Annotated in this window: 17 protein-coding genes and 4 pseudogenes; 16 read left to right on the top strand and 5 right to left on the bottom strand. The window is 75.0% G+C overall.

Annotation, left to right across the window (positions count from 1 at the left end; all coding sequences use genetic code 11):
- Positions 1 to 110, top strand: a pseudogene (locus AB0442_RS22535) (dolichol-phosphate mannosyltransferase); the annotation flags it as partial.
- An 87-nt stretch (positions 111 to 197) separates the two neighbouring features.
- Here AB0442_RS22535 and AB0442_RS22530 read toward each other — a convergent pair.
- Positions 198 to 560: a helix-turn-helix domain-containing protein gene (locus tag AB0442_RS22530; RefSeq protein WP_363546333.1), complete on the bottom strand. Its 363-nt coding sequence runs from the start codon at positions 558 to 560 to the stop codon at positions 198 to 200.
- A 107-nt stretch (positions 561 to 667) separates the two neighbouring features.
- On the opposite strand from AB0442_RS22530, the gene AB0442_RS22525 reads away from it, so the two are divergent.
- The 5 genes and pseudogenes from AB0442_RS22525 to AB0442_RS22505 all read left to right on the top strand — a co-directional run bounded on the left by AB0442_RS22525 (position 668) and on the right by AB0442_RS22505 (position 4,576).
- A complete protein-coding gene (locus AB0442_RS22525; protein WP_366164803.1) occupies positions 668 to 1,315 on the top strand; it encodes an NAD(P)H-dependent oxidoreductase in 648 nt (215 codons plus the stop codon).
- A gap of 128 nt (positions 1,316 to 1,443) precedes the next feature.
- The gene (locus tag AB0442_RS22520) at positions 1,444 to 2,349 is read left to right on the top strand and encodes an MBL fold metallo-hydrolase (RefSeq protein ID WP_366164801.1); all 906 of its coding nucleotides are present in this window, start codon (positions 1,444 to 1,446) and stop codon (positions 2,347 to 2,349) included.
- Positions 2,350 to 2,434: 85 nt separating this feature from the next.
- Positions 2,435 to 2,998, top strand: a pseudogene (locus AB0442_RS22515) (NTP transferase domain-containing protein); the annotation flags it as partial.
- A gap of 133 nt (positions 2,999 to 3,131) precedes the next feature.
- Positions 3,132 to 3,383 (top strand): annotated as a pseudogene (locus tag AB0442_RS22510) (DUF6457 domain-containing protein); the annotation flags it as partial.
- A gap of 17 nt (positions 3,384 to 3,400) precedes the next feature.
- Complete coding sequence (locus AB0442_RS22505; protein WP_366164816.1) at positions 3,401 to 4,576, top strand: molybdopterin molybdotransferase MoeA; 1,176 nt, start codon at positions 3,401 to 3,403, stop codon at positions 4,574 to 4,576.
- 18 nt (positions 4,577 to 4,594) lie between these two features.
- On the opposite strand, the gene AB0442_RS22500 is transcribed toward AB0442_RS22505, so the two are convergent.
- The gene (locus tag AB0442_RS22500; RefSeq protein ID WP_366164814.1) at positions 4,595 to 5,608 is read right to left on the bottom strand and encodes a potassium channel family protein; all 1,014 of its coding nucleotides are present in this window, start codon (positions 5,606 to 5,608) and stop codon (positions 4,595 to 4,597) included.
- 266 nt (positions 5,609 to 5,874) lie between these two features.
- Here AB0442_RS22500 and AB0442_RS22495 point away from each other — a divergent pair.
- From AB0442_RS22495 to AB0442_RS22470, 6 genes and pseudogenes are all read left to right on the top strand, one after another.
- Positions 5,875 to 6,529, top strand: a pseudogene (locus AB0442_RS22495) (NAD(P)-binding protein); the annotation flags it as partial.
- Positions 6,530 to 6,591: 62 nt separating this feature from the next.
- Positions 6,592 to 7,572 (top strand): NAD(P)H-quinone oxidoreductase, encoded by a 981-nt coding sequence (locus AB0442_RS22490; protein WP_366164799.1) that lies wholly within the window; start codon positions 6,592 to 6,594, stop codon positions 7,570 to 7,572.
- Positions 7,573 to 7,709: 137 nt separating this feature from the next.
- The gene (locus AB0442_RS22485) at positions 7,710 to 8,588 is read left to right on the top strand and encodes a hypothetical protein (protein ID WP_366164797.1); all 879 of its coding nucleotides are present in this window, start codon (positions 7,710 to 7,712) and stop codon (positions 8,586 to 8,588) included.
- A gap of 97 nt (positions 8,589 to 8,685) precedes the next feature.
- Positions 8,686 to 9,282 (top strand): bacterial proteasome activator family protein, encoded by a 597-nt coding sequence (locus AB0442_RS22480; protein ID WP_363546342.1) that lies wholly within the window; start codon positions 8,686 to 8,688, stop codon positions 9,280 to 9,282.
- Between the two features lie 190 nt (positions 9,283 to 9,472).
- Complete coding sequence (locus tag AB0442_RS22475; protein WP_359981346.1) at positions 9,473 to 10,921, top strand: protein kinase; 1,449 nt, start codon at positions 9,473 to 9,475, stop codon at positions 10,919 to 10,921.
- A gap of 119 nt (positions 10,922 to 11,040) precedes the next feature.
- Entirely contained in the window at positions 11,041 to 12,774 is a 1,734-nt protein-coding gene (locus tag AB0442_RS22470; protein ID WP_366164795.1) for a protein kinase, read from the top strand.
- 12 nt (positions 12,775 to 12,786) lie between these two features.
- On the opposite strand, the gene AB0442_RS22465 is transcribed toward AB0442_RS22470, so the two are convergent.
- Positions 12,787 to 13,812: a phosphotransferase gene (locus AB0442_RS22465; protein ID WP_366164811.1), complete on the bottom strand. Its 1,026-nt coding sequence runs from the start codon at positions 13,810 to 13,812 to the stop codon at positions 12,787 to 12,789.
- A gap of 178 nt (positions 13,813 to 13,990) precedes the next feature.
- Positions 13,991 to 14,659 (bottom strand): response regulator transcription factor, encoded by a 669-nt coding sequence (locus AB0442_RS22460; protein ID WP_344622185.1) that lies wholly within the window; start codon positions 14,657 to 14,659, stop codon positions 13,991 to 13,993.
- A gap of 373 nt (positions 14,660 to 15,032) precedes the next feature.
- On the opposite strand from AB0442_RS22460, the gene pdhA reads away from it, so the two are divergent.
- From pdhA to AB0442_RS22445, 3 genes are read left to right on the top strand one after another with little or no spacing between them, the layout of a single operon-like run.
- Positions 15,033 to 16,190: a pyruvate dehydrogenase (acetyl-transferring) E1 component subunit alpha gene (pdhA, locus tag AB0442_RS22455; RefSeq protein WP_344622184.1), complete on the top strand. Its 1,158-nt coding sequence runs from the start codon at positions 15,033 to 15,035 to the stop codon at positions 16,188 to 16,190.
- Positions 16,187 to 17,164 carry an alpha-ketoacid dehydrogenase subunit beta gene (locus AB0442_RS22450; protein WP_366164809.1) on the top strand — a complete coding sequence of 326 codons (978 nt, stop codon included), beginning with the start codon at positions 16,187 to 16,189 and terminating at the stop codon, positions 17,162 to 17,164. The genes pdhA and AB0442_RS22450 overlap by 4 nt, the downstream gene beginning before the upstream one ends.
- Before the next feature lie 15 nt (positions 17,165 to 17,179).
- Positions 17,180 to 18,610: a dihydrolipoamide acetyltransferase family protein gene (locus AB0442_RS22445; RefSeq protein WP_366164792.1), complete on the top strand. Its 1,431-nt coding sequence runs from the start codon at positions 17,180 to 17,182 to the stop codon at positions 18,608 to 18,610.
- A 65-nt stretch (positions 18,611 to 18,675) separates the two neighbouring features.
- Here the strand turns inward: AB0442_RS22445 and AB0442_RS22440 are convergent, their stop codons facing one another.
- Entirely contained in the window at positions 18,676 to 18,819 is a 144-nt protein-coding gene (locus AB0442_RS22440) for a hypothetical protein (protein ID WP_366164790.1), read from the bottom strand.
- Between the two features lie 282 nt (positions 18,820 to 19,101).
- On the opposite strand from AB0442_RS22440, the gene AB0442_RS22435 reads away from it, so the two are divergent.
- Complete coding sequence (locus AB0442_RS22435) at positions 19,102 to 20,331, top strand: benzoate/H(+) symporter BenE family transporter (protein WP_366164788.1); 1,230 nt, start codon at positions 19,102 to 19,104, stop codon at positions 20,329 to 20,331.
- Positions 20,332 to 20,433: the final 102 nt, after the last annotated feature.

The raw sequence follows: 20,433 nt of genomic DNA, 5'->3' as shown, positions 1-20,433 counted from the left end.
ACGGCAACTCCAAGATGAGCCGCAACATCGTCGTCGAAGCCCTCTGGCGCGTCACCACCTGGGGCATCGGCTCCCGCATCGACAAGATCACCGGCAAGGGCGGGAAGTAACCCCCCGGATCGACACGAGCGCCCCGTCGCGGTGCCGAGCAGTTGCTCGGCGGTCCGCGGCGGGGCGCTCCGTCGTTCCCGGGGCCGCTACCCGCAGCCGCCCGGCGGCAGCGGGGGCAGGTAGCGCTCCGCCCAGGCGCGCAGCTCGGTGAGGGCGGGGCCGAGCGCGGCGCCGGATTCGGTGAGCCGGTAGCGGACCCGCAGCGGCGGGCCCTCGTCGACCTCGCGGAGGACCAGGCCGGCCTCGCCGAGCTCGGTGAGCCGGTCGGAGAGCATCCGCTCGCTGATGCCGGGGATGGCGCGGCGCAGCTCGGAGAAGTGGCCGGGACCGTGGCTGAGCACGGCGACCACCAGTCCCGTCCAGCGCTTGCCGAGCAGGGCGAAGACCCGGGTGATGGCGGCGTCCGCCCCCGTACAGGCAGCGTGTGCCGGTGCTGTTTCCTGCGCCATGCCGTCCAGGGTACTGCCTCTCGGCAAGTGACTATAGAAAAGTAAGCTGCTACTGTTATTGAAGCAGCGCACTGCGCTGCAGTAACTTCTGAAATGGAGGCATCGCCATGCCCACGCTGCTGCACATCGACTCGTCCGCGCTCTCCGAGGGCTCCGTCTCCCGCGAGGTCTCCGCGGCGTACCGGGAGGCCTGGGAGGCCGCCAACCCGGGCGGCACCGTGATCTACCGCGACCTGGCCGCCGAGCCCGTGCCGCACCTGGACGCCGCCGGCATCACCTCCGCCTTCGCCCCGGCCGAGCACCGCAGCCCGGAGCAGCAGGCGGCCTGGGCCCTGCGCGAGCAGCTGGTCACCGAGCTGGAGCAGGCGGACGCCGTCGTCATCGGCACCCCGATGTACAACTTCACGATCCCGTCCGCCCTCAAGGCCTGGCTCGACCAGGTGATCGTGATCGGCCGCAGCGCGGGCGAGCAGCCCTCCGCCGCCGGCACCCCGGTCACCGTGGTCGCCTCCCGCGGCGGCGCGTACGGCCCGGGCACCCCGCGGGAGAGCTTCGAGTTCGTCACCACCTACCTGGAGAAGGTGCTGACCGGCATGCTCGGCCTGGAGGTCGACTTCGTGGTGCCCGAGTTCACCCTGGCCCGGGTCAACCCGGCGCTGGCCGGCTTCGCCGAGCAGGCGGACGCCTCCAAGGCGCAGGCGCTGGTGGACGCCGCGGCCCGTGCCGAGGCCGTCGGCAGCCGCGTCGCGGCCTGAGGCCCCCGCGCCCGGGCGGCCTCCGCTCCACCCGCCCGGGCGCGCCTTACCGGCGATCGGCACCCCCACCGACCAAGCTGGTACGAACGAGCGGCCCGCCGGGTCGCCCCGCCGACCAGGGAGCCGACGTGACGCCCAACCCGCCCGACGAGACCGCCGGACCCCACCGCGCGGCCCCCGGGCCGGGCCACCCGCCGCTGGAGATCGACGTCTTCACCGGCCCGGAGAGCGCCTTCTTCGCGACCTCCGTGCTGATCATGGGCCAGGGCACCGCGATCCTGGTCGACGCCCAGCTCACCCGCAGCGCCGGCCGCGAGCTCGCCGAGTGGATCGCCGGCAAGGGCCGCCGGCTGCTCGCCATCGTGGTCACCCACCGCCACCCCGACCACTACTTCGGTGCCGAGGAGGTGCTGCGACTCTTCCCCGAGGCCCAGCTGCTGGCCGCGCCGCCGGTGGTCGAGGGGATCGCCCGCACCGCCGCCGCCAAGGTCGCCGAGTGGAAGCCCGTCTACGGCGACGACATCCCCGACCAGCCGCTGCTGCCCGCGCCGCTGCTGCCGCAGCCGCTGATGATCGACGGCCAGCCGATCCGGGTGCTCGCGCTCGGCCAGGGCGACTGCGAAGGCTCCACCGTGGTGCACGTCCCGAGCATCCGCACCGTGCTCGCCGGCGACTTCGTCTACAACGGCACCCACGTATGGACGGCCGACACCGACGCCCACCGCCGGATCGACTGGGCGCACAACCTGGCCCGGATCGCCGACCTCGGCGCGGAGCGGGTGGTCGCCGGCCACCGGGCGCCCGGCACCGACGACGACGCGCTGCGGGTGATCGCCTTCACCGGCGAGTACCTGCAGGACTTCGACCGTGCCCTGGCCGCCCACCCGCACGACCCGGAGGCCCTGGCCGCCGCGATGAACGAGCGGTACGGCGCGCTCACCCTGCCCGTCATCCTCGACCTCGGCGCGGCCGCCAACACCACGCCGGCCGAGGACGCCGAGATCGTCGACGCGGAGATCGTCGAGGAGGACTGAACCCCTCAGGCCGCCCCGGCCGCCCCGGCCGCCCCTGCTCACCCGGCCCTCCCGGACGGGCCGCCGGGCGGCGGATACTGGCGGCATGACGGCCTTCGACGTGATCGTGCCGGCCGGCGGGGCCGCGAGCCGGCTCGGCGGCGCCGACAAGCCCGGGCTGGACGTGGGCGGCCGGACCCTGCTCGACCGGGTGCTGGCGGCCTGCGCGGACGCCCGCACCACCGTGGTGGTCGGCCCCGTCCGCACCGTCGCCCGCACCGTGCACTGGACCCGCGAGGAGCCGCCCGGTGGCGGACCGGTCGCCGCCGTCGCCGCCGGCCTCGCCGCGGTGACCGCCGACCGGGTGCTGCTGCTCGCCGCCGACCTGCCCTTCCTGGACGCCCGCACCGTGCACCGGCTGCTCGCCGCCCTCGACGACGCCGGGGCGGAGGCCGCCGTCCTGGTCGACGCGGACGGCCGGGACCAGCCGCTCGCCGGCGCCTACCGCACGGCCGCGCTGCGTGCCTCGCTCGCCGCCCTCGGCAGCCCGGACGGCCGCCCGCTGCGCCGGCTCACCGGGCCGCTGCACACCGTCCGGCTGGCCGACGCCGAGGCCGTCGCCCTCGACTGCGACACCTGGGAGGAACTCGCCCGGGCCCGCGACCGGGAGCTGCGCGGGCGCGCCGGACGGTGATCCTCACCGCCCGCCCCGACGGCCGGTGAGCGGACCGACCCGCGCCGCACACGACCGCGGCACCACCGCGGACACCGGGATCGGGCAGCATGGGGCCATGGAGCGCACGCTGGATGACTGGATCGCCGAGGTCGGCGCCGAGCTGGGGATCGACTTCGAGGTCGACGTGCCGGGGCTGCTGGACCTCGCCCGGGTGGTCGCGCACGGGGTCGCCCGGCCGGCCGCACCGCTGACCGCCTTCCTGGTGGGGTACGCGGCGGCCGCCCGCGGCGGCGGGGCGGAGGAGGTCGCGGCGGCGACCGCCCGCACCGCCGCCCTCGCCGAACGGTGGGCCGCGCAGCACCCGCCGGAGCAGGCGTGACCGGCGCCCTCGCCGACGTGGACCACCCGCGCACCGGGCCGCCGGTGCACGACCGCCCCTGGCCCCAGGCCCGGCGGACGGCCCGGCAGGCCGCCGCCGCGCCGCTGCCCGTCGAGCGGGTCCCGCTCGGCGCCGCGCTCGGCCGCACCCTGGCCGAGCCGCTCGCGGCCGTCACCGACCTGCCCGGCTTCGACACCTCCGCCATGGACGGCTGGGCCGTCGCCGGTCCCGGCCCCTGGCGGTCCGCCGGGCGGCTGCTCGCCGGCGCCGCACCCGCCCCGCTGGCCGACGGCACGGCCGTCGAGATCGCCACCGGTGCGCAGCTGCCGCCCGGCGCCACCGGTGTGCTCCGCCGCGAGCACGGTCGGACGGTCCGGGGGCTGCTGCACGGCGAGGTCGGGCCCGGCCAGGACGTCCGCCCGCGCGGCCAGGAGTGCCGCCGCGGCGAGACCCTGCTGCCCGCCGGCACCCGGGTCACCGCGCCGGTGCTCGGCCTGGCCGCCGCGGCCGGCCACGACGTCCTCGCGGTGCGCCGCCGGCCGACCGTCGAACTGCTGCTGCTCGGCGACGAGCTGCTCGACTCCGGGGTGCCCGGCCCGGGTCTCGTCCGGGACGCGCTCGGTCCGCTGCTGCCGCCCTGGCTCGCCGCGGCCGGTGCCGAGCCGGCCGGGGTGCGCCGGATCGGCGACGACCGGGACCTGCTGCGGGAGGCGCTGCGGCACTCGCCCGCCGACGTCGTGGTGACCACCGGCGGTACGGCGGCCGGCCCGGCCGACTTCCTGCACGCCGCGCTGGCCGAGGCCGGTGCCCGGCTGCTGGTCGACGGCGTCGCCGTCCGGCCGGGGCACCCGATGCTGCTCGCCGCGCTGCCCGGCGGACGGCATCTGGTCGGCCTGCCCGGCAACCCGCTGGCCGCGGCCGCGGGCGCGCTGACCCTGGCCCTGCCGCTGCTGGACGCGCTGGCCGGCCGGGCCGAGCCGCCGACCCGCGCCGAGAGCGCGGCGGCCGACCTGCCGGGCCACCCGGAGGACACCCGGCTGGTGCCGGTGGTGCGGACCGCCGACGGGCTGGTGCCGCTGCGCTTCGACGGACCGGCCATGCTGCGCGGCCTGGCGCTCGCCGAGGCGGTGGCCGTGGTGCCGCCCGGCGGCCTCCCGGCGGGCGGCCGGGCGGAGGTGCTGGACCTGCCGTGATCCGCGGCCGGTGCGGCGTCAGGCGTGGCTGCGGGCGTCCCGGATGACGATCAGCCGGTCGGTGAGCTGCAGCACCGCGGCCTCCGGGTCGGTGAAGTTCAGCAGCCGGCGGCCGCGGACGACCGCCAGCACGAGGTCGGCGCTCTCCCGCGGGGAGCGGCCCGCCTCCTCGGCGGTCACGGGCCGTTCGGTGACGTCCAGCCCGGTGCCGTGGGTGAGCAGGTCCTCCATGACGGCGCCGGCGTGCGGGCTGAGGATCGACATGCCGAGCAGCCGGCCCGCCGAACTGGAGCTGGTGACCACCACGTCCGCACCGCTCTGCCGCAGCAGCGGCGCGTTCTCGTCCTCCCGCACGGCCGCCACCACGGTGGCGGCCCGGTTGAGCTGGCGGGCGGTCAGGGTGATCAGCACCGCGGTGTCGTCCCGCTCGGGAGCCACCACCACCCGCGCGGCCCGGGGCACTTCGGCGCGCAGCAGGGTGTCGGTGCGGGTGGCGTCGCCGACCACGCCGACCAGCCCGTCCAGGGTGGCCTGCTCGACCGTGCGCGGCTGCGGGTCGACGACCACGATCGAGCCGCGGTCGATGCCCTGGCCGAGCAGCGCGCCGACCGCGCTGCGGCCCTTGGTGCCGTACCCGATCACCACCGTGTGGTCCCGGACGGTGGAGCGCCAGCGCCCGATCCGCCACTGCTGGCGGGTGCGTTCGGTGAGCACCTCCAGGGTGGTGCCGACCAGGATGATCAGGAACAGCACGCGCAGCGGGGTGATCACGAAGATGTTGGTCAGCCGGGCGGCGTCACTGACCGGGGTGATGTCGCCGTAGCCGGTGGTGGAGAGGGTGACCGTGGCGTAGTACGCGGCGTCCAGCAGGTCCAGCGGGCCGCCCGCGTTGTCGTGGTACCCGTCCCGGTCCAGCCAGACGATCAGCGTGGTGGCGAGCAGGACGGCGAGCGCCAGCAGCAGCCGCCGGGAGACCTGGCGGAACGGCGGCGGGGGAGTCCTGGTCGGCAGGAAGACCCGGCCGCCGGCCACCTCGGTCTCGCGGACGCGGGATGCGCGGGAGCCGCGCAGCCGGGAGAGTCTGCCGTCGGGGCCGGGGGACTGGGTGCCTTGGGTCACGGGCACCAGCATGGCGGGCCGCCGCCGCGCCGGGCCACCGCCGCGCGGGGGCGGTCCGGTGCAGGGACGTGGAGGGAAGGTGCCGGTCACGGGGTGGCCGACGGGTCCGGCCGGTGCGGCCGCGGCGGCGGTATCGTCGCCTGCGGCGGCCCCGGTCGGTGCCGTCCTCGGTCGGCAGCCGCTGGAGGTCCGGTGCGGGAGCACACCGTCGTCGTCGGCTACGGCACCAAGGGCCGAAGCGCGGTCACCGCGCTGCTGGGCCAGGGGCTGCGCAAGGAGTCGATCGTGGTCGTCGACCCGCAGCGCAAGGCGATCGACCAGGCGGGCCGGGACGGCCTGACCGCGGTGCTGGGGGACGCGACCCGCTCGGACACCCTGATGCGGGCCGAACTGCCGCGCGCCGAGAAGGTGGTGATCGCCCCGGCCCGGGACGACACCGCCGTCCTGGTGGCGCTGACCGCGCGTCAGCTCAACCCCGCGGCGGTGCTGGTGGCGGCCGTGCGGGAGGACGAGAACGCGCCGCTGCTGCGGCAGAGCGGTGCGGACGTGGTGGTCACCAGCTCCAGTTCGGCGGGCCGGCTGCTCGGCATGTCGATCCTCAGCCCGCACGCCGGTGCCGTCATGGAGGACCTGCTGACGGTCGGCTCCGGGCTGGACCTCGTCGAGCGGCCGGTGACCAGGGCCGAGGCGGGCCGCTCCCCGCGGGAGTGCGCGGACCTGGTGGTGTCGGTCGTCCGCGGCCGCCGGCTGCTGAACTTCACCGACCCGGAGGCCGCGGTGCTGCAGCTCACCGACCGGATCATCACCGTCCGGCGGGGCGTCGACCTCGGCTGAGGACGGGCGCGGTCGGCGGGCCGACCGCGGGCGGTGCCGGCGCCGCGGCTAGCGTGGCGGCCATGCGAGCCATCACCATTCCCCAGCCGGGCGGACCCGAGGTGCTGACCTGGGCCGAGGTGCCCGATCCGGAGCCCGCCGAGGGCGAGGTCCTGATCGAGGTCGCCGCCACCGCCGTCAACCGCGCGGACCTGCTGCAGCGGCAGGGCTTCTACGACCCGCCGCCCGGGTCCTCCCGGTACCCGGGCCTGGAGTGCGCCGGCCGGATCGCCGCGCTGGGCGCGGGCGTGGCCGGCTGGGCGGTCGGCGACGAGGTCTGTGCGCTGCTCACCGGCGGCGGCTACGCGGAGCGGGTCGCGGTGCCGGTGGGGCAGCTGCTGCCGGTGCCGAAGGGGCTGTCCGCCACGGAGGCGGCGGCGCTGCCGGAGGTCGCCTGCACGGTCTGGTCGAACGTCTTCATGGTGGCCCACCTGCGCCCGGGCGAGACCGTGCTGGTGCACGGCGGGGCGAGCGGCATCGGCACCATGGCGATCCAGCTGGCCAAGGCCGTGGGTGCCCGGGTGGCGGTCACCGCGGGCAGCGCGGAGAAGCTGGCGCGCTGCGCGGAGCTGGGCGCCGACCTCGGCATCGACTACCGGGAGGAGGACTTCACGGCGGCCGTCCGGGAGTTCACCGGCGGGGCGGGGGCGGACGTGATCCTCGACATCATGGGCGCCAAGTACCTGCAGCGGAACGTGGACGCGCTGGCCGTGAACGGGCGGCTGGTGATCATCGGCCTGCAGGGCGGGGTCAAGGCGGAGCTCGACCTGAACACCCTGCTGCGCAAGCGGGCGGCGGTCGCGGCGACCAACCTCCGCGGCCGGCCGGTCGCGGAGAAGGCGGCCATCGTCGCCGCCGTCCGCGAGCACGTGTGGCCGCTGGTGGAGTCCGGGGTGGTGCGGCCGGTGGTGGACCGGGTGCTGCCCGTCGAGGAGGCCGCCGCCGCCCACCGCTCGGTCGAGCGGAGCGAGCACGTGGGCAAGGTGGTGCTCCGGCTGCGCTGACCGTGTCACCGGTCAGGGCGGACACGGGGAGTGAGCGTACGAAATGCCCGTTTTGTCGGAATGTGTGAGGCTGGTCCGGAGCTGTCCCGCCGCCGACCGCGTCCCGCCGCGGCCGCCCGTCGGAAGGACTTCCCGCCGTGGCTGCACTTCCGTACGCGTTCCGTGCTCTCTCCTCCGCGCTCCCCACCGGCTGCCGCCGGGCGGCGTTCGTCGGTGCGGGCCTCGTCCTTCCGGTCCTGCTCGCCCTGCCCGCCGCGGCCGACGACACCGAGGCCTCCGCGGCGGCCGGCCAGGTCGAGGCGGCCGTCCAGCAGGCCGTCCGGCAGGCCGTCTCCGCCCTGCCGGAGGTGACGGCGCCCGCAGCCGCGCCGCCCTCGTCCCAGGGGGGTTCCGGCATGTCCGGACTCCCCGTCAGGCCGCCGGCGCACTCGCCGGCGTCCGTGCCCGAACCGACCGCGCCGGCCGCCCCCGCCGCGACGGCCGGGGCGGCCGGATCCACTGCGGGCACCTCCACTGACCCGGGCGGCCCCGCGGCCGACGGCCACACCGGAAGCCAGCCGGGCCCGGCCCAGGGTTCTCCGGCCACCCACGGCCAGGAGACCGCCCAGGCCGCCGAGGAGGAGGACGAGGACGACTGTGCCGACGGCAGCGACAGCGGCGCGGCCGACGGGGCCGCCACCGGGCAGGCCGCCGCGAGCCCGGCGGCCGCCGCCCCCGCCCGCGGCCCGCACGGCCGCACCCAGCCCGCCGCCGTCCTCGGGCACCCCGTCCGCACCCCCCGCACCCCGAGCGCGCCGACCACGGCCGCCCGGCCCGCCACCCCGGACGCCTCCGCGGACCTGGCCGACGGGCAGCCCTCCGTCACCGCCGCCGCGCCCGTCCCGCAGGCCGCCGCCGACCTGGCCGCCCCGCTGCGCTGGTCCGACCCGGCCACCCGTCAGCTGCCGCTCGGCGCCGGGCTGACGCTGATCGGCCTGGGACTGGGCCTGGTCGGCGTGAAGCTGCGCCGCGGCTGACCGGGCCGCCGTCGGCCGCCGGACCGGCCCTACAAGATCCGCAGGCACTCCCCGCACCGAACCCCGGTGAGGGAGAATGCCCTTCATGACGAACCCGATGAACGAGCGCTCGTTGCAGCAGGCCGTCGAGGCGTCGGGCGGGCAGCCGGACGACGCGCCGAAGGTCCTGATCGTGGGCCCGGACGGGATGCCGGTCGGCGCCGTCCCGGGCGGTTTCGGCCGGGCCGACGACCAGGGGGAGCCGCGCGAACTGCCGGTGACCGAGATGGTCGAGCAGCCGGCCAAGGTGATGCGGATCGGCAGCATGATCAAGCAGCTGCTGGAGGAGGTCCGGGCGGCTCCCCTCGACGAGGCCAGCCGGGCCAGACTCAAGGACATCCACGCCAGCTCCATCAAGGAGCTCGAACTCGGCCTCGCCCCCGAGCTGGTCGAGGAGTTGGAGCGGCTGTCGCTGCCCTTCACCGAGGACAGCATCCCCACCGAGGCCGAACTGCGGATCGCCCAGGCGCAGCTCGTCGGCTGGCTGGAGGGGCTCTTCCACGGCATCCAGACCGCGCTGTTCGCCCAGCAGATGGCGGCCCGGGCGCAGTTGGAGCAGATGCGGCGCGCCCTGCCGCCCGGCCTGCACGGCGCCGAGCCGGGTGAGGAGGAGGTCGGCCCGGGCCGCGGCATCCGTTCGGGCCCGTACCTCTAGCGGTCGCGTGTCGCAGCTGTTCGGCAACCGCGTTGCAGGCCGGACACAGCTGCGCCCCTGCACCCGATCACGTCGGCGAGAGCCGATACCCTGGGCCCCTGCCGTCGGCCGCCGCGCCGTCGGCGGGGGCCTGCGGCAGCGCGGGCCCGCGCACCGGGCACGCCCGGACGAGACGTGGAAGCAGGGGGACATGAGCGAGGACGGCACCACGGTCGAGGGCCACGCCCTGGGCAACGGTCGGTACGTGCTGCAGCGCCTGCTCGGGCAGGGCGGCATGGCCTCCGTGCACCTGGCGTACGACACGGTGCTGGACCGCCAGGTCGCGGTGAAGACCCTGCACACCGAGCTGGGCCGGGAGGCCTCGTTCAAGGAGCGCTTCCGCCGCGAGGCGCAGGCCGTCGCGCGCCTCCAGCACACCAACATCGTCCAGGTCTACGACAGCGGCGAGGACGTCGCCGCGGACGGCGCCGCCACCCCGTACATCGTCATGGAGTACGTCGAGGGCCAGGCCCTGCGCGACGTGCTGAACGACGCGATCGCGCAGCACGGCGCGATGCCGACCGCCCAGGCGCTGAAGATCACCGCCGCGGTGCTCTCCGCGCTGGAGGCCTCGCACGACCAGGGCCTGGTGCACCGGGACATCAAGCCGGGCAACGTCATGGTCAACACCAAGGGCATCGTCAAGGTGATGGACTTCGGCATCGCCCGCGCGCTGCAGTCCGGCGTCACCTCCATGACGCAGACCGGCATGGTGGTCGGCACCCCGCAGTACCTGTCGCCCGAGCAGGCGCTCGGCAAGAGCGTCGACGCCCGCTCCGACCTGTACTCGGTCGGCTGCATGCTCTTCGAGCTGCTGACCGGCGGCCTGCCGTTCGACGGCGACTCGGCCTTCTCCATCGCGTACAAGCACGTCCAGGAGCCGCCGCCGGCGCCGTCGACGATCAACCGGGCGGTCACGCCCGCGGTCGACGCCCTGGTCGAGCGCGCGCTGCGCAAGGACCCGGCGCACCGCTTCCCGACCGCGGAGGCGATGCGCGAGGAGGTCGAGCGGGTCGAGTCCACCGCGCAGTCCGGCAGCTCGCCGCTGCAGGCCTCCACGCCGCTGGTGATCAGCGAGGGCCCGCGTTCGGTGCACGCCGCGCCGTCGCTGACCAACTTCCCGCAGGTCTCCGGCGACATCCGCACGCCCGCCCCGCAGGTCCAGCAGCCGTACCAGCCGCAGGCCAGCACCCCGCCGCCGTACCCGCAGGTGCAGGCGCCGCACACCCCGCAGCCGTTCCCGCAGGCCCCGCACACGCCGCAGCCCTTCCCGCAGGCGCACACCCCTCAGCCGTTCCCGCAGGCCCCGCAGCCGTACCAGACCCCGCGGCCCTTCCCGCAGCAGGCGCACCCGACCGGGCCGATGCCGGCCCAGCCGGGCCCGTTCGTGGCGAAGCCGCAGCCGGGCAACAGCAACGCCGGCTGTTCGACGGCGCTGGTCGTGGTCGGTGTGATCTTCGGCGTGATCGTGCTCGCGGTGATCATCGTGCTGATCGCGGCCGCCCAGGGCGAGAAGAACAAGGGCAGCAGCTACGGCAGCTCGTCCCTGGGGGCCACCGCCTCGGTGGTGCTGGAGCTGCCGCAGGACGGCGCGGAGTAGGCCCTGCGGGCGCGGCCCCGGCCGCGGGTTCCACGGTGACCGCGTCGAAGCGGTAGCGTTTCACAGGACGTAACCGACAGGGCGACTGCGCGCCGAGCGGCCGCCCGGGGCGAGGAGCAATGGCACAGACCGATCGGCCGGGCGACGGCGAGGACGCGGACGTCCAGGCCTCCACCGAGGAGACGACGGGACGGGAGCCGGAGACCGCCGAGACGAAGGTCGTGTCGGGCCCGCCGCTCGGACAGACCCCGGGCCGCGGCACCAAGGCCGTGCTCGGCACGGTCGGCGACGGCAGGTACCGCATCACCGGCCGGCTCGGCCGCGGCGGCATGGCGGAGGTGTTCTCCGCGCAGGACGTCCGGCTCGGCCGGACCGTCGCCGTCAAGCTGCTGCGCGCGGACCTCGCCGAGGACGACATCGCCCGGCTCCGCTTCACGCGCGAGGCGCACGCCGTCGCCGCGCTCAACCACCACTCGATCGTGGCGGTGTACGACACCGGCGAGGAGGTGCTGGACGGCGACTCCACCCCGTACATCGTGATGGAGCTGGTCGAGGGCCGGACGGTCCGCGAACTCCTGGTGGACGAGGAGGCGCCGCCCGTCGACCAGGCGCTGATCATCATCGCCGGGGTGCTGGAAGCGCTCGCCTACAGCCACAAGCACGGCATCGTGCACCGTGACATCAAGCCCGCCAACGTGATCATCACCAGCAGCGGCGCGGTCAAGGTGATGGACTTCGGCATCGCCCGCGCCCTGACCGGCGCGGCCACCACCATGACCCAGACCGGCATGGTGATGGGCACCCCGCAGTACCTCTCGCCCGAGCAGGCCCTCGGCCGGCCGGTCGACCACCGCTCCGACCTGTACGCGGCCGGCTGCATGCTCTACGAGCTGCTGGCGCTGCGCCCGCCGTTCACCGGCGAGACCCCGCTGTCGGTGGTCTACCAGCACGTCCAGGACAACCCGGTGCCGCCGTCCCGGACCAACGGCCGGGTGCCGGCCGAGCTGGACGACCTGGTGCTGCGCTCGCTGGCCAAGAACCCGGACGACCGCTACCAGACCGCCGACGAGTTCCGGGCCCACGTCCAGCACGCCCTGCGCACCATGCACGGCGCCCAGGGCGTCGGCTACGCGGCCGGTGCCGCTGCCGCGGCGGCCGCCGCGGCCGGGCTGGCCGCCTCCGTCCAGGGCGGCAACGGCAACGGCCGGCCCGGACCGGAGGGGACGCCCAACGGCGGCACCGCCGTCACCGAGCCGATCGGCCGCACCGACCCGGCGGACCCGACGGCCGCGCTGCCGTTCCAGGTCACCTCGCCCTACCAGACGCCGTCCCGGCCCTACCGGCCGACCGGCGGCGGGCAGGGCTACGACGGCGACACCGGCTACGGCGGGGGCGGCGGTCACGACGGCTACGAGCCGGAGGACCGGCGCAGCCCGTGGGGCTGGGTGCTGGGCGTCCTGGCCGTGCTGGTCGCGGCCGGCGTCGGGATCGGGCTGGCCCTCAGCGGTGGCGGGGGCGGCGGCGGGGGCGGCGGCAACACGCCGACCCAGCAGCAGACCCAGACCACCGCTCCCGCGGACACCGGTCAGCCGACCGAGCAGCCGACCTCGGCCCCGTCGACGCACTCGCAGACCGGCACGACCCGGCCGACCGAGCCGACCTTCGGCTCGCACTCGCCGACCGGCAGCCCGAGCCCGACGGGTTCGGCCTCGCCGACCGACACGCCGTCGCCGTCGCCGACCCCGACCGAGACCAAGTCCACCCCGACCCCGACCGAGCAGCCGACCTCGGCCCCGCCGACCCCGACCCCGGGCGGCGGGGGGTCGACCGGCCCCGCCGCGCTCACCAACTGACGGGGCGTCCGGTCAGTTGGTGAAGGCGTCCAGGACCTGCTCGTACTCCTGGCACCACCAGCGCAGCTGGCCGGCGGCCGCGGGGAAGAGCGGGTCGGCCCGGTGGTCGCCGCGCTGGTAGTGCCACTGCAGCATCCACAGGTCGTTCAGCCGCTCCCACCAGACCCGGTGGACGGCGGCGGCCAGCTCGCCCGGGCCGGCCGCCGCCCCGGCCCGGTAGGCCCTGCTGTAGGCGCGCACCCGGCAGAGGTCCAGTACGCCGGTCCGGCCGTCGTTGAAGAGCAGGGTGGCGGCCCGGACGGCCTCCTCGGCGGTCGGGTGCAGCCCGAGCTTGTCCCAGTCCAGGACGGCGGTGACCGCCCCGCCGCCGTACAGCAGGTTGAGCCCGTGGAAGTCGCCGTGCGTCCAGCCGGTGGGCGGGGCGTCGGCCGGGGCCGGCCGTCGGCCGCGGTGGGCGTCGAGCAGGTCGAGCCGCTCCGCGAGGTGCTCCTCGGCCAGTGCGTCGAAGGGCGTGGCCGGGTGGTGGTGCCCGGCGAGCCTGCGCAGGTCGTCGACCAGGCGCCCGGTCTCCTCCGGATCGGCGGTCAGCCGCCCGGCGGGCTGGCGCACCGGCGCGCAGACCTGAGCCAGGGCGCCGTGCAGCCGGCCGAGCAGCGCGCCGAGGTCCGTGCACTGCGACGGGTCGAGCGCCGTGCCGTGCCGGTGCTCGCCCTCCACCCAGGGGTAGAGGCCGAACAGCCGTCCGCGGTGGGCGACGACGGTGTCCCCGTCGGTGGCGGGCAGCGGGCGGGCCACCGGCAGGCCGCGGGCGTGCAGGGCCGTGGTGGCCCGGTGCTGGGCGGTGATCGCGGTGCGGGAGGCGGTGGCCCGGTCGACGTAGCACTTGAGGAAGTAGCGGCCCTCGGTGGTGGTGACCCGGTAGCCGCGGTTCAGCAGGCCCTCGGCCACCGGCCGGACGGACACCGCGGGCGCGGTGCCGAAGCGGCGCAGGACGCCCGTCAGGGCGGCGTGCGCGACGGGCGGGCTCAGGGTCCCCACGGGCGGGGCGGAGAGGTCGGGGCGGGCCGGTGCGGCGGCGGGCCGGTGCGGCCGGGCGCGGCGGGCGGAGGGAAGGAGGAGGGACGGGGTGCCGTCCCCGCGGAGATCGGGCGGGGAGGCCGGGCCGGTAATCACGGAAGGAGCGTAATGAGGTCGTGAAGGTGTGGTTGACAGATCGTCAACCTTCTGATCTCGCACCGGGAGGGAGGTTCCGGGCCACGTACGCGGCGGCCTGCGTGCGCCTTTCCATGCCCATCTTGGCGAGCAGGCTGGAGACGTAGTTCTTCACCGTCTTCTCGGCCAGGTGGAGTTCATTGCCGATCTGCCGATTGGTCATCCCCTCGCCGATCAGGTCGAGGATCCGGCGTTCCTGCCGGGTGAGCTGCGCGAGCCGCTCGTCCTCCTTGCCGCCGCCCTCCCGCAGCCGCTCCAGGACGCGGCTGGTGGCCACCGGGTCGAGCAGCGAGCGGCCGGCCGCGACGTCCCGGACGGCGGTGATCAGGTCGGTGCCCCGGATCGCCTTCAGCACGTACCCGGAGGCGCCCGCCATGATCGAGTCGAACAGCGCCTCGTCGTCCGAGAACGAGGTCAGCATCAGGCAGCGCACCCCGGGCACCCGGGAGCGGACCTCCCGGCAGACCTCCACCCCGTTGCCGTCCGGCAGCCGGACGTCGAGCACCGCCACGTCCGGTTCGACCGCCGGGATCCGGGCGAGCGCCTCGGCGGCCGTTCCGGCCTCGCCGACCACCTCGATGTCCGCCTCTGTGGACAGCAGGTCGTGCACGCCGCGCCGCACGACTTCGTGGTCGTCGAGGAGGAATACCCTGATATGTCCGTTTCCTGTCATGGGGGAATCCTTCCACGCCACCGTGTCGAAATCCCTGCTCCCGGCCGCTCCCCGGGGGACAGCCGGGAACGGGAGACACCGAATCGATGCCCGTTACCCCCTTACGCGGAGAGCTTTGCCCGGATACCGTGCGCTGGTGTCCTGACGGCCACCGAGCCGAGACCCGCACCACACCGGCGGTTCTCGGACAGGAACAAGTAGGACGTCCTAGCGCAAGCGCGCCAAGGGGCGCCGCTGGGTAACGTTCTCGTGAGGGACGCCGTCGGAGAAGGATCACCACCTGCCGAGCAGCCGGTGCGCACACCCAGCGCGCTTTGCCCGGAGGTGACCGGACCGGTCACCGGCGACCCCGGGCGGCCGGACAGACCGAGGAGTGAACGTGACCGTCAAAAGCACGGCGAGGGCGCGCAAGAAGGCCGCCCCCGGCGTCCCTGACAACCTCCGCGCAGGCACGGGCGCCGCGCCGGAGCTCGTCCAGCTGCTCACGCCGGAGGGCGACCGGGTCGAGCACCCGGACTTCCCCCTGGTGACCAGCCCCGAGGAGCTCCGCGCGCTCTACCGCGACCTGGTGCTGGTCCGGCGGTTCGACGCCGAGGCCACCTCGCTGCAGCGCCAGGGCGAGCTGGGCCTGTGGGCGTCGCTGCTCGGCCAGGAGGCTGCGCAGGTCGGCTCCGGTCGTGCGATGCGCCCCGGCGACTACGCCTTCCCGACGTACCGCGAGCACGGCGTGGCCTGGTGCCGCGACGTCGACCCGCTGAACCTGCTCGGCATGTTCCGCGGCGTGAACCACGGCGGCTGGGACCCGAACGAGAAGAACTTCCACCTCTACACCATCGTGATCGGCGCGCAGACCCTGCACGCCACCGGGTACGCGATGGGCATCACCAAGGACGGCGCGGACGACGCGGTGATCGCCTACTTCGGCGACGGCGCCTCCAGCCAGGGCGACGTCAACGAGGCCTTCACCTTCGCCTCGGTCTACAACTCGCCGGTGGTCTTCTTCTGCCAGAACAACCAGTGGGCGATCTCCGAGCCGACCACCAACCAGACCCGCATCCCGCTCTACCGCCGCGCCTCCGGCTTCGGCTTCCCGGGCGTGCGGGTGGACGGCAACGACGTGCTCGCCTGCCTCGCGGTGACCCGCTGGGCGCTCGACCACGCCCGCACCGGCAACGGTCCCGTGCTCGTCGAGGCGTTCACCTACCGCATGGGCGCCCACACCACCTCCGACGACCCGACCCGTTACCGGGGCTCCGAGGAGACCGAGGCCTGGAAGGCCAAGGACCCGATCACCCGCCTCAAGGCCCACCTGGAGAAGGAGGGCCTCGCCGACGACGCGTTCTTCGCCGGCGTCGAGGCCGAGAGCGACGCGCTCGGCCTCCGGGTCCGCGAGGGCGTGCGCTCCATGCCCGACCCGGACCCCACCCTGATCTTCGACCACGTCTATGCGGAACCGCACGCGCTGGTGGACGAGGAGCGGGCCGAGTACGTGGCCTACGCGGCCTCCTTCGAGGGCGGGGAGCAGAACTGATGGCAGAGCGACTCAGCATCGCGAAGGCGCTCAACGACGCGCTCCGCAAGTCGCTGGAGAACGACCCGAAGACCCTCCTCATGGGAGAGGACATCGGCAAGCTCGGCGGCGTCTTCAGAATCACCGACGGCCTGCAGAAGGACTTCGGCGAGGACCGGGTCATCGACAGCCCGCTCGCCGAGTCCGGCATCATGGGCACCGCGATCGGCCTCGCGCTGCGCGGCTACCGCCCGGTGGTGGAGATCCAGTTCGACGGCTTCGTCTACCCGGCCTTCGACCAGATCGTCTCCCAGCTCGCCAAGATGCACGCCCGCTCGCTCGGGCACGTCAAGCTCCCGATCACCGTCCGCATGCCGTACGGCGGCGGCATCGGCGCCGTCGAGCACCACAGCGAGTCGCACGAGGCCTACTTCGCGCACACCGCGGGCCTCAAGGTGGTCACCCCGTCCAACGCGCACGACGCGCACTGGATGCTGCGCGAGGCGATCGCCTCGGACGACCCGGTGATCTTCCTGGAGCCCAAGCGCCGCTACTGGGACAAGGGCGAGGTCGGCGACAGCTCCGACCTGCCGCTGCACTCCGCGCGGATCGTCCGCCCGGGCACCGACGCGACCCTGATCGCGTACGGCCCGATGGTCAAGGTCTGCCAGGAGGCCGCCGCGGCCGCCCAGGAGGACGGCCGCAACCTGGAGGTCGTCGACCTCCGCTCGCTCACCCCGGTCGACTTCGCCACCCTCGAGGAGTCGGTCAAGCGCACCGGCCGCGGCATCGTCGTCCACGAGGCGCCGGTCTTCCTGGGCATGGGCGCCGAGCTGGCCGCCCGGCTCACCGAGAAGTGCTTCTACCACCTGGAGGCGCCGGTCCTGCGCGTCGGCGGCTACTACGCGCCGTACCCGCCGTCCCGGGTCGAGGAGTCCTTCCTGCCCGACCTCGACCGTGTGCTCGACGCCGTCGACCGCGCGCTCGCGTACTGAGAGGAGCGACGCAACATGACCACCGAAGTCCGCGCGCTCCGCGAGTTCAAGATGCCCGACGTCGGCGAGGGGCTGACCGAGGCCGAGATCCTCTCCTGGTACGTCAAGCCGGGCGACACCGTCACCGACGGCCAGGTCGTCTGCGAGGTCGAGACGGCCAAGGCCGCCGTCGAGCTGCCGATCCCGTTCACCGGTGTCGTCGAGCAGCTGTTCTTCCCCGAGGGCTCCACCGTCGACGTCGGCACCGCGATCATCGCGGTGGCGGTCGAGGGTGCCGCCCCGGCGGTGGCCGCGCCGGCCGCCGCCGCCCCCGCACCGGCCGCCCCGGCCGAGGCGGAGGAGGTGCCCGAGCGGCGCGAGGTGCTGGTCGGCTACGGCCCGCGCACCGGCGGCACCCAGCGCCGGGCCCGCCGGACCGCCGTACCGGCGGCCGCCGCTCCGGTTTCACGTGAAACACCGCCCGTCCCGGCGGCGCCGATCGCCCCGGCGGCACCCGTCGCCGTCCCGGTGCCAGTGCCCGCGCAGGCGGGGGAACGGCCGCTGGCCAAGCCCCCGGTGCGCAAGCTGGCCAAGGACCTCGGCGTCGACCTCCGCACGGTCGTCCCGACCGGCCCGGACGGCGTGATCACCCGCGAGGACGTGCACGCGGCCGTCGCACCGGCCCCCGCGGAGGCCGCCCCGGCCGCCGCAGCCGTCCCGGCCCCGCAGGCCGCGCCGGCCGCCGCCCCCGTGGCGAGCGGTGCGGGCGACGTGCGGGTGCCGATCAAGGGCGTCCGCAAGGCCACCGCGGCCGCCATGGTCTCCTCGGCCTTCACCGCGCCGCACGTCACCGAGTTCGTCCAGATCGACGTGACCCGCACGATGAAGCTGGTCCGCAAGCTCAAGGAGACCGGCGAGCTCGGCCGGGACGTCCGCGTCTCGCCGCTGCTGCTGGTCGCCAAGGCGCTGCTCACCGCGGTGAAGCGGCACCCGGAGATCAACGCCGCCTGGGACGAGGCCGCTCAGGAGATCGTGATCAAGGGGCAGGTCAACCTCGGCATCGCCGCGGCCACGCCGCGCGGCCTGATCGTCCCGAACATCAAGGACGCCGGCGGCAAGACGCTGACCCAGCTGGCCCTCTCGCTCGGCGAGCTGGTCGACACCGCGCGCGAGGGCAAGACCTCGCCCGCGGACATGCAGGGCGGCTCGATCACCATCACCAACGTCGGCGTCTTCGGCGTCGACACCGGCACCCCGATCCTCAACCCGGGCGAGGCCGCCATCCTCGCCTTCGGCGCGGTCCGGGAGATGCCCTGGGTGCACAAGGGCAAGGTGGTGCCCCGTCAGGTCACCACGCTGGCGCTCTCCTTCGACCACCGCCTGGTCGACGGCGAACTCGGCTCCAAGGTCCTCGCGGACATCGCCGCGATCCTGGAGCGCCCGAAGCGGCTCATCACCTGGGCCTGATCCCCGGTGAACACCGCCGGCCCCGTCCCCTCGTGGGGGCGGGGCCGGCGGCGTTCCCGGGCCGGTCAGCGGCGGGCGAGGCGCTTCACGGCGAGCAGCACCCCGCCGCCGAGGGCGAGCAGCACCCCGCCGGAGGCGAACGGGAAGGCGGTGGCCGAGGGCGCCGGCTCGTCGTCGCAGGCCCAGGCAGCGGTGCCGCCGGTCAGCACGGGCAGACCCGACGCCGACCGCGACGGCAGTGGTGACGGCGGTGGTGACGGCGGCGTTTCGGACAAAACGGTAGATGACGGGCGCTCGCATGACTGGTCCCCCCAGGGCGATGTGCTGACGGTGTGTGGGTGAAGGTGTCCGGTGCATCGGCCCCCCCGGCCGTTGCCCGCCGGTCCTGCTCTCCGTGCCTTCACTCTGATGGACGTGCATCCGCCCCGGGGTTGCAGGTGGTTCCGGGAAATTCTTTCCGGGCCCCGGAGTCCCTCGGCGATACTGCTCCCATGTCCGATCGTCAGACCGCGGTGAAGGCCGCCCGCAGCGCCCCCGACCTGCCCGAGCCCCGGCCCTCGCTGCGGCGCGACGTCTCGGTGCCGGCCCTGCTGGCCGGTCTGGTCTGCATCGCCGTCTCCTTCTCCGGGCCGCTGGTGGTGGTGCTCGCCGCCGCCTCCGCCGGGCACCTGGACCCGGCGCACACCGCCTCCTGGATCTGGGCGGTGTCGATCGGCAGCGGCCTGACCTGCCTGCTGCTCAGCTGGTGGACGCGGACCCCGGTGATCACCGCCTGGTCCACCCCCGGCGCGGCCCTGCTGGTCGGCAGCCTCGGCGCCCATCCCTACCGGGAGTCGGTGGGCGCCTTCCTGCTCTCCTCGGTCGCCGTGGCCGTGCTGGGCGCCACCGGCCTGTTCGGCCGGCTCGTGCGCGCGATCCCGGTCGGCATCGTCAACGCGATGCTGGCCGGCATCCTGTTCACCTTCGGCGCCGGGATCTTCACCGAGCTGCGGAGCGCCCCCGTCCTGGTGCTCGGCACCTTCGCCGCCTTCCTGCTCGCCAAGCGGTGGCTGCCGCGGTACGCCGTCCCGCTGGCGCTGCTGGCGGGTGCGGCGCTCGCCGCGGCCACCGTCGGGCTGCCGCTGCACTTCGGGTCGGGCGGGCCGACCCGGCCGGTGCTCACCGTGCCGGCCTTCTCCTGGTCCGCGACCGTCGGCCTGGCACTGCCGCTCACCATCGTCGCGCTGGCCTCGCAGAACGCCCCGGGCCTCGGCATCATGCGGGCCTCCGGCTACCGGCCGGACGACCGGATGCTGGTGGGGGCCACCGGCGCGGTCTCCGTGCTGCTGGCGCCGTTCGGCTCGCCGGGCGTCAACCTGGCCGCCATCACCGCCGCGATCTGCACCAGCGAGGAGAGCCACCCCGACCCGCGGCGGCGCTACGTCGCCGGGATGTCCGCCGGCGTCCTCTACCTCCTGGTGGGCAGCTTCGGCGGGGTGCTGGTCGGCCTGTTCACCGGGCTGCCGCACGTGCTGATCGCGGTGATCGCCGGAGTCGCGCTGCTCGCCTCCTTCCAGGGCAGCCTGGCCGGCGCGGTCGCCGACGAGCAGGGCCGGGACGGCGCCGTGGTGACCTTCCTGGCGACCGCCTCGGGCATGACGCTGTTCGGCATCGGTGCGGCGTTCTGGGGGCTGCTGCTCGGCGTCGCCACCCATCTCGTGCTGCACCGCCGCAGGGCCTGAAAACCGTTCTCCCATTTCCGCGGTATTCCATCGGAATCACGTCGAATGCCCGTATTCAGGGTTCGTGGACGCCGTGCGTGCGATCCGGTGGACCGGACGGCC

The organism is Kitasatospora sp. NPDC085895, assembly GCF_040702125.1.
Classification (GTDB): domain Bacteria; phylum Actinomycetota; class Actinomycetes; order Streptomycetales; family Streptomycetaceae; genus Kitasatospora; species Kitasatospora arboriphila.
The sequence above is the reverse complement of the archived record's forward strand: the minus strand, read 5'-3'. Positions and strand labels throughout refer to the sequence as shown.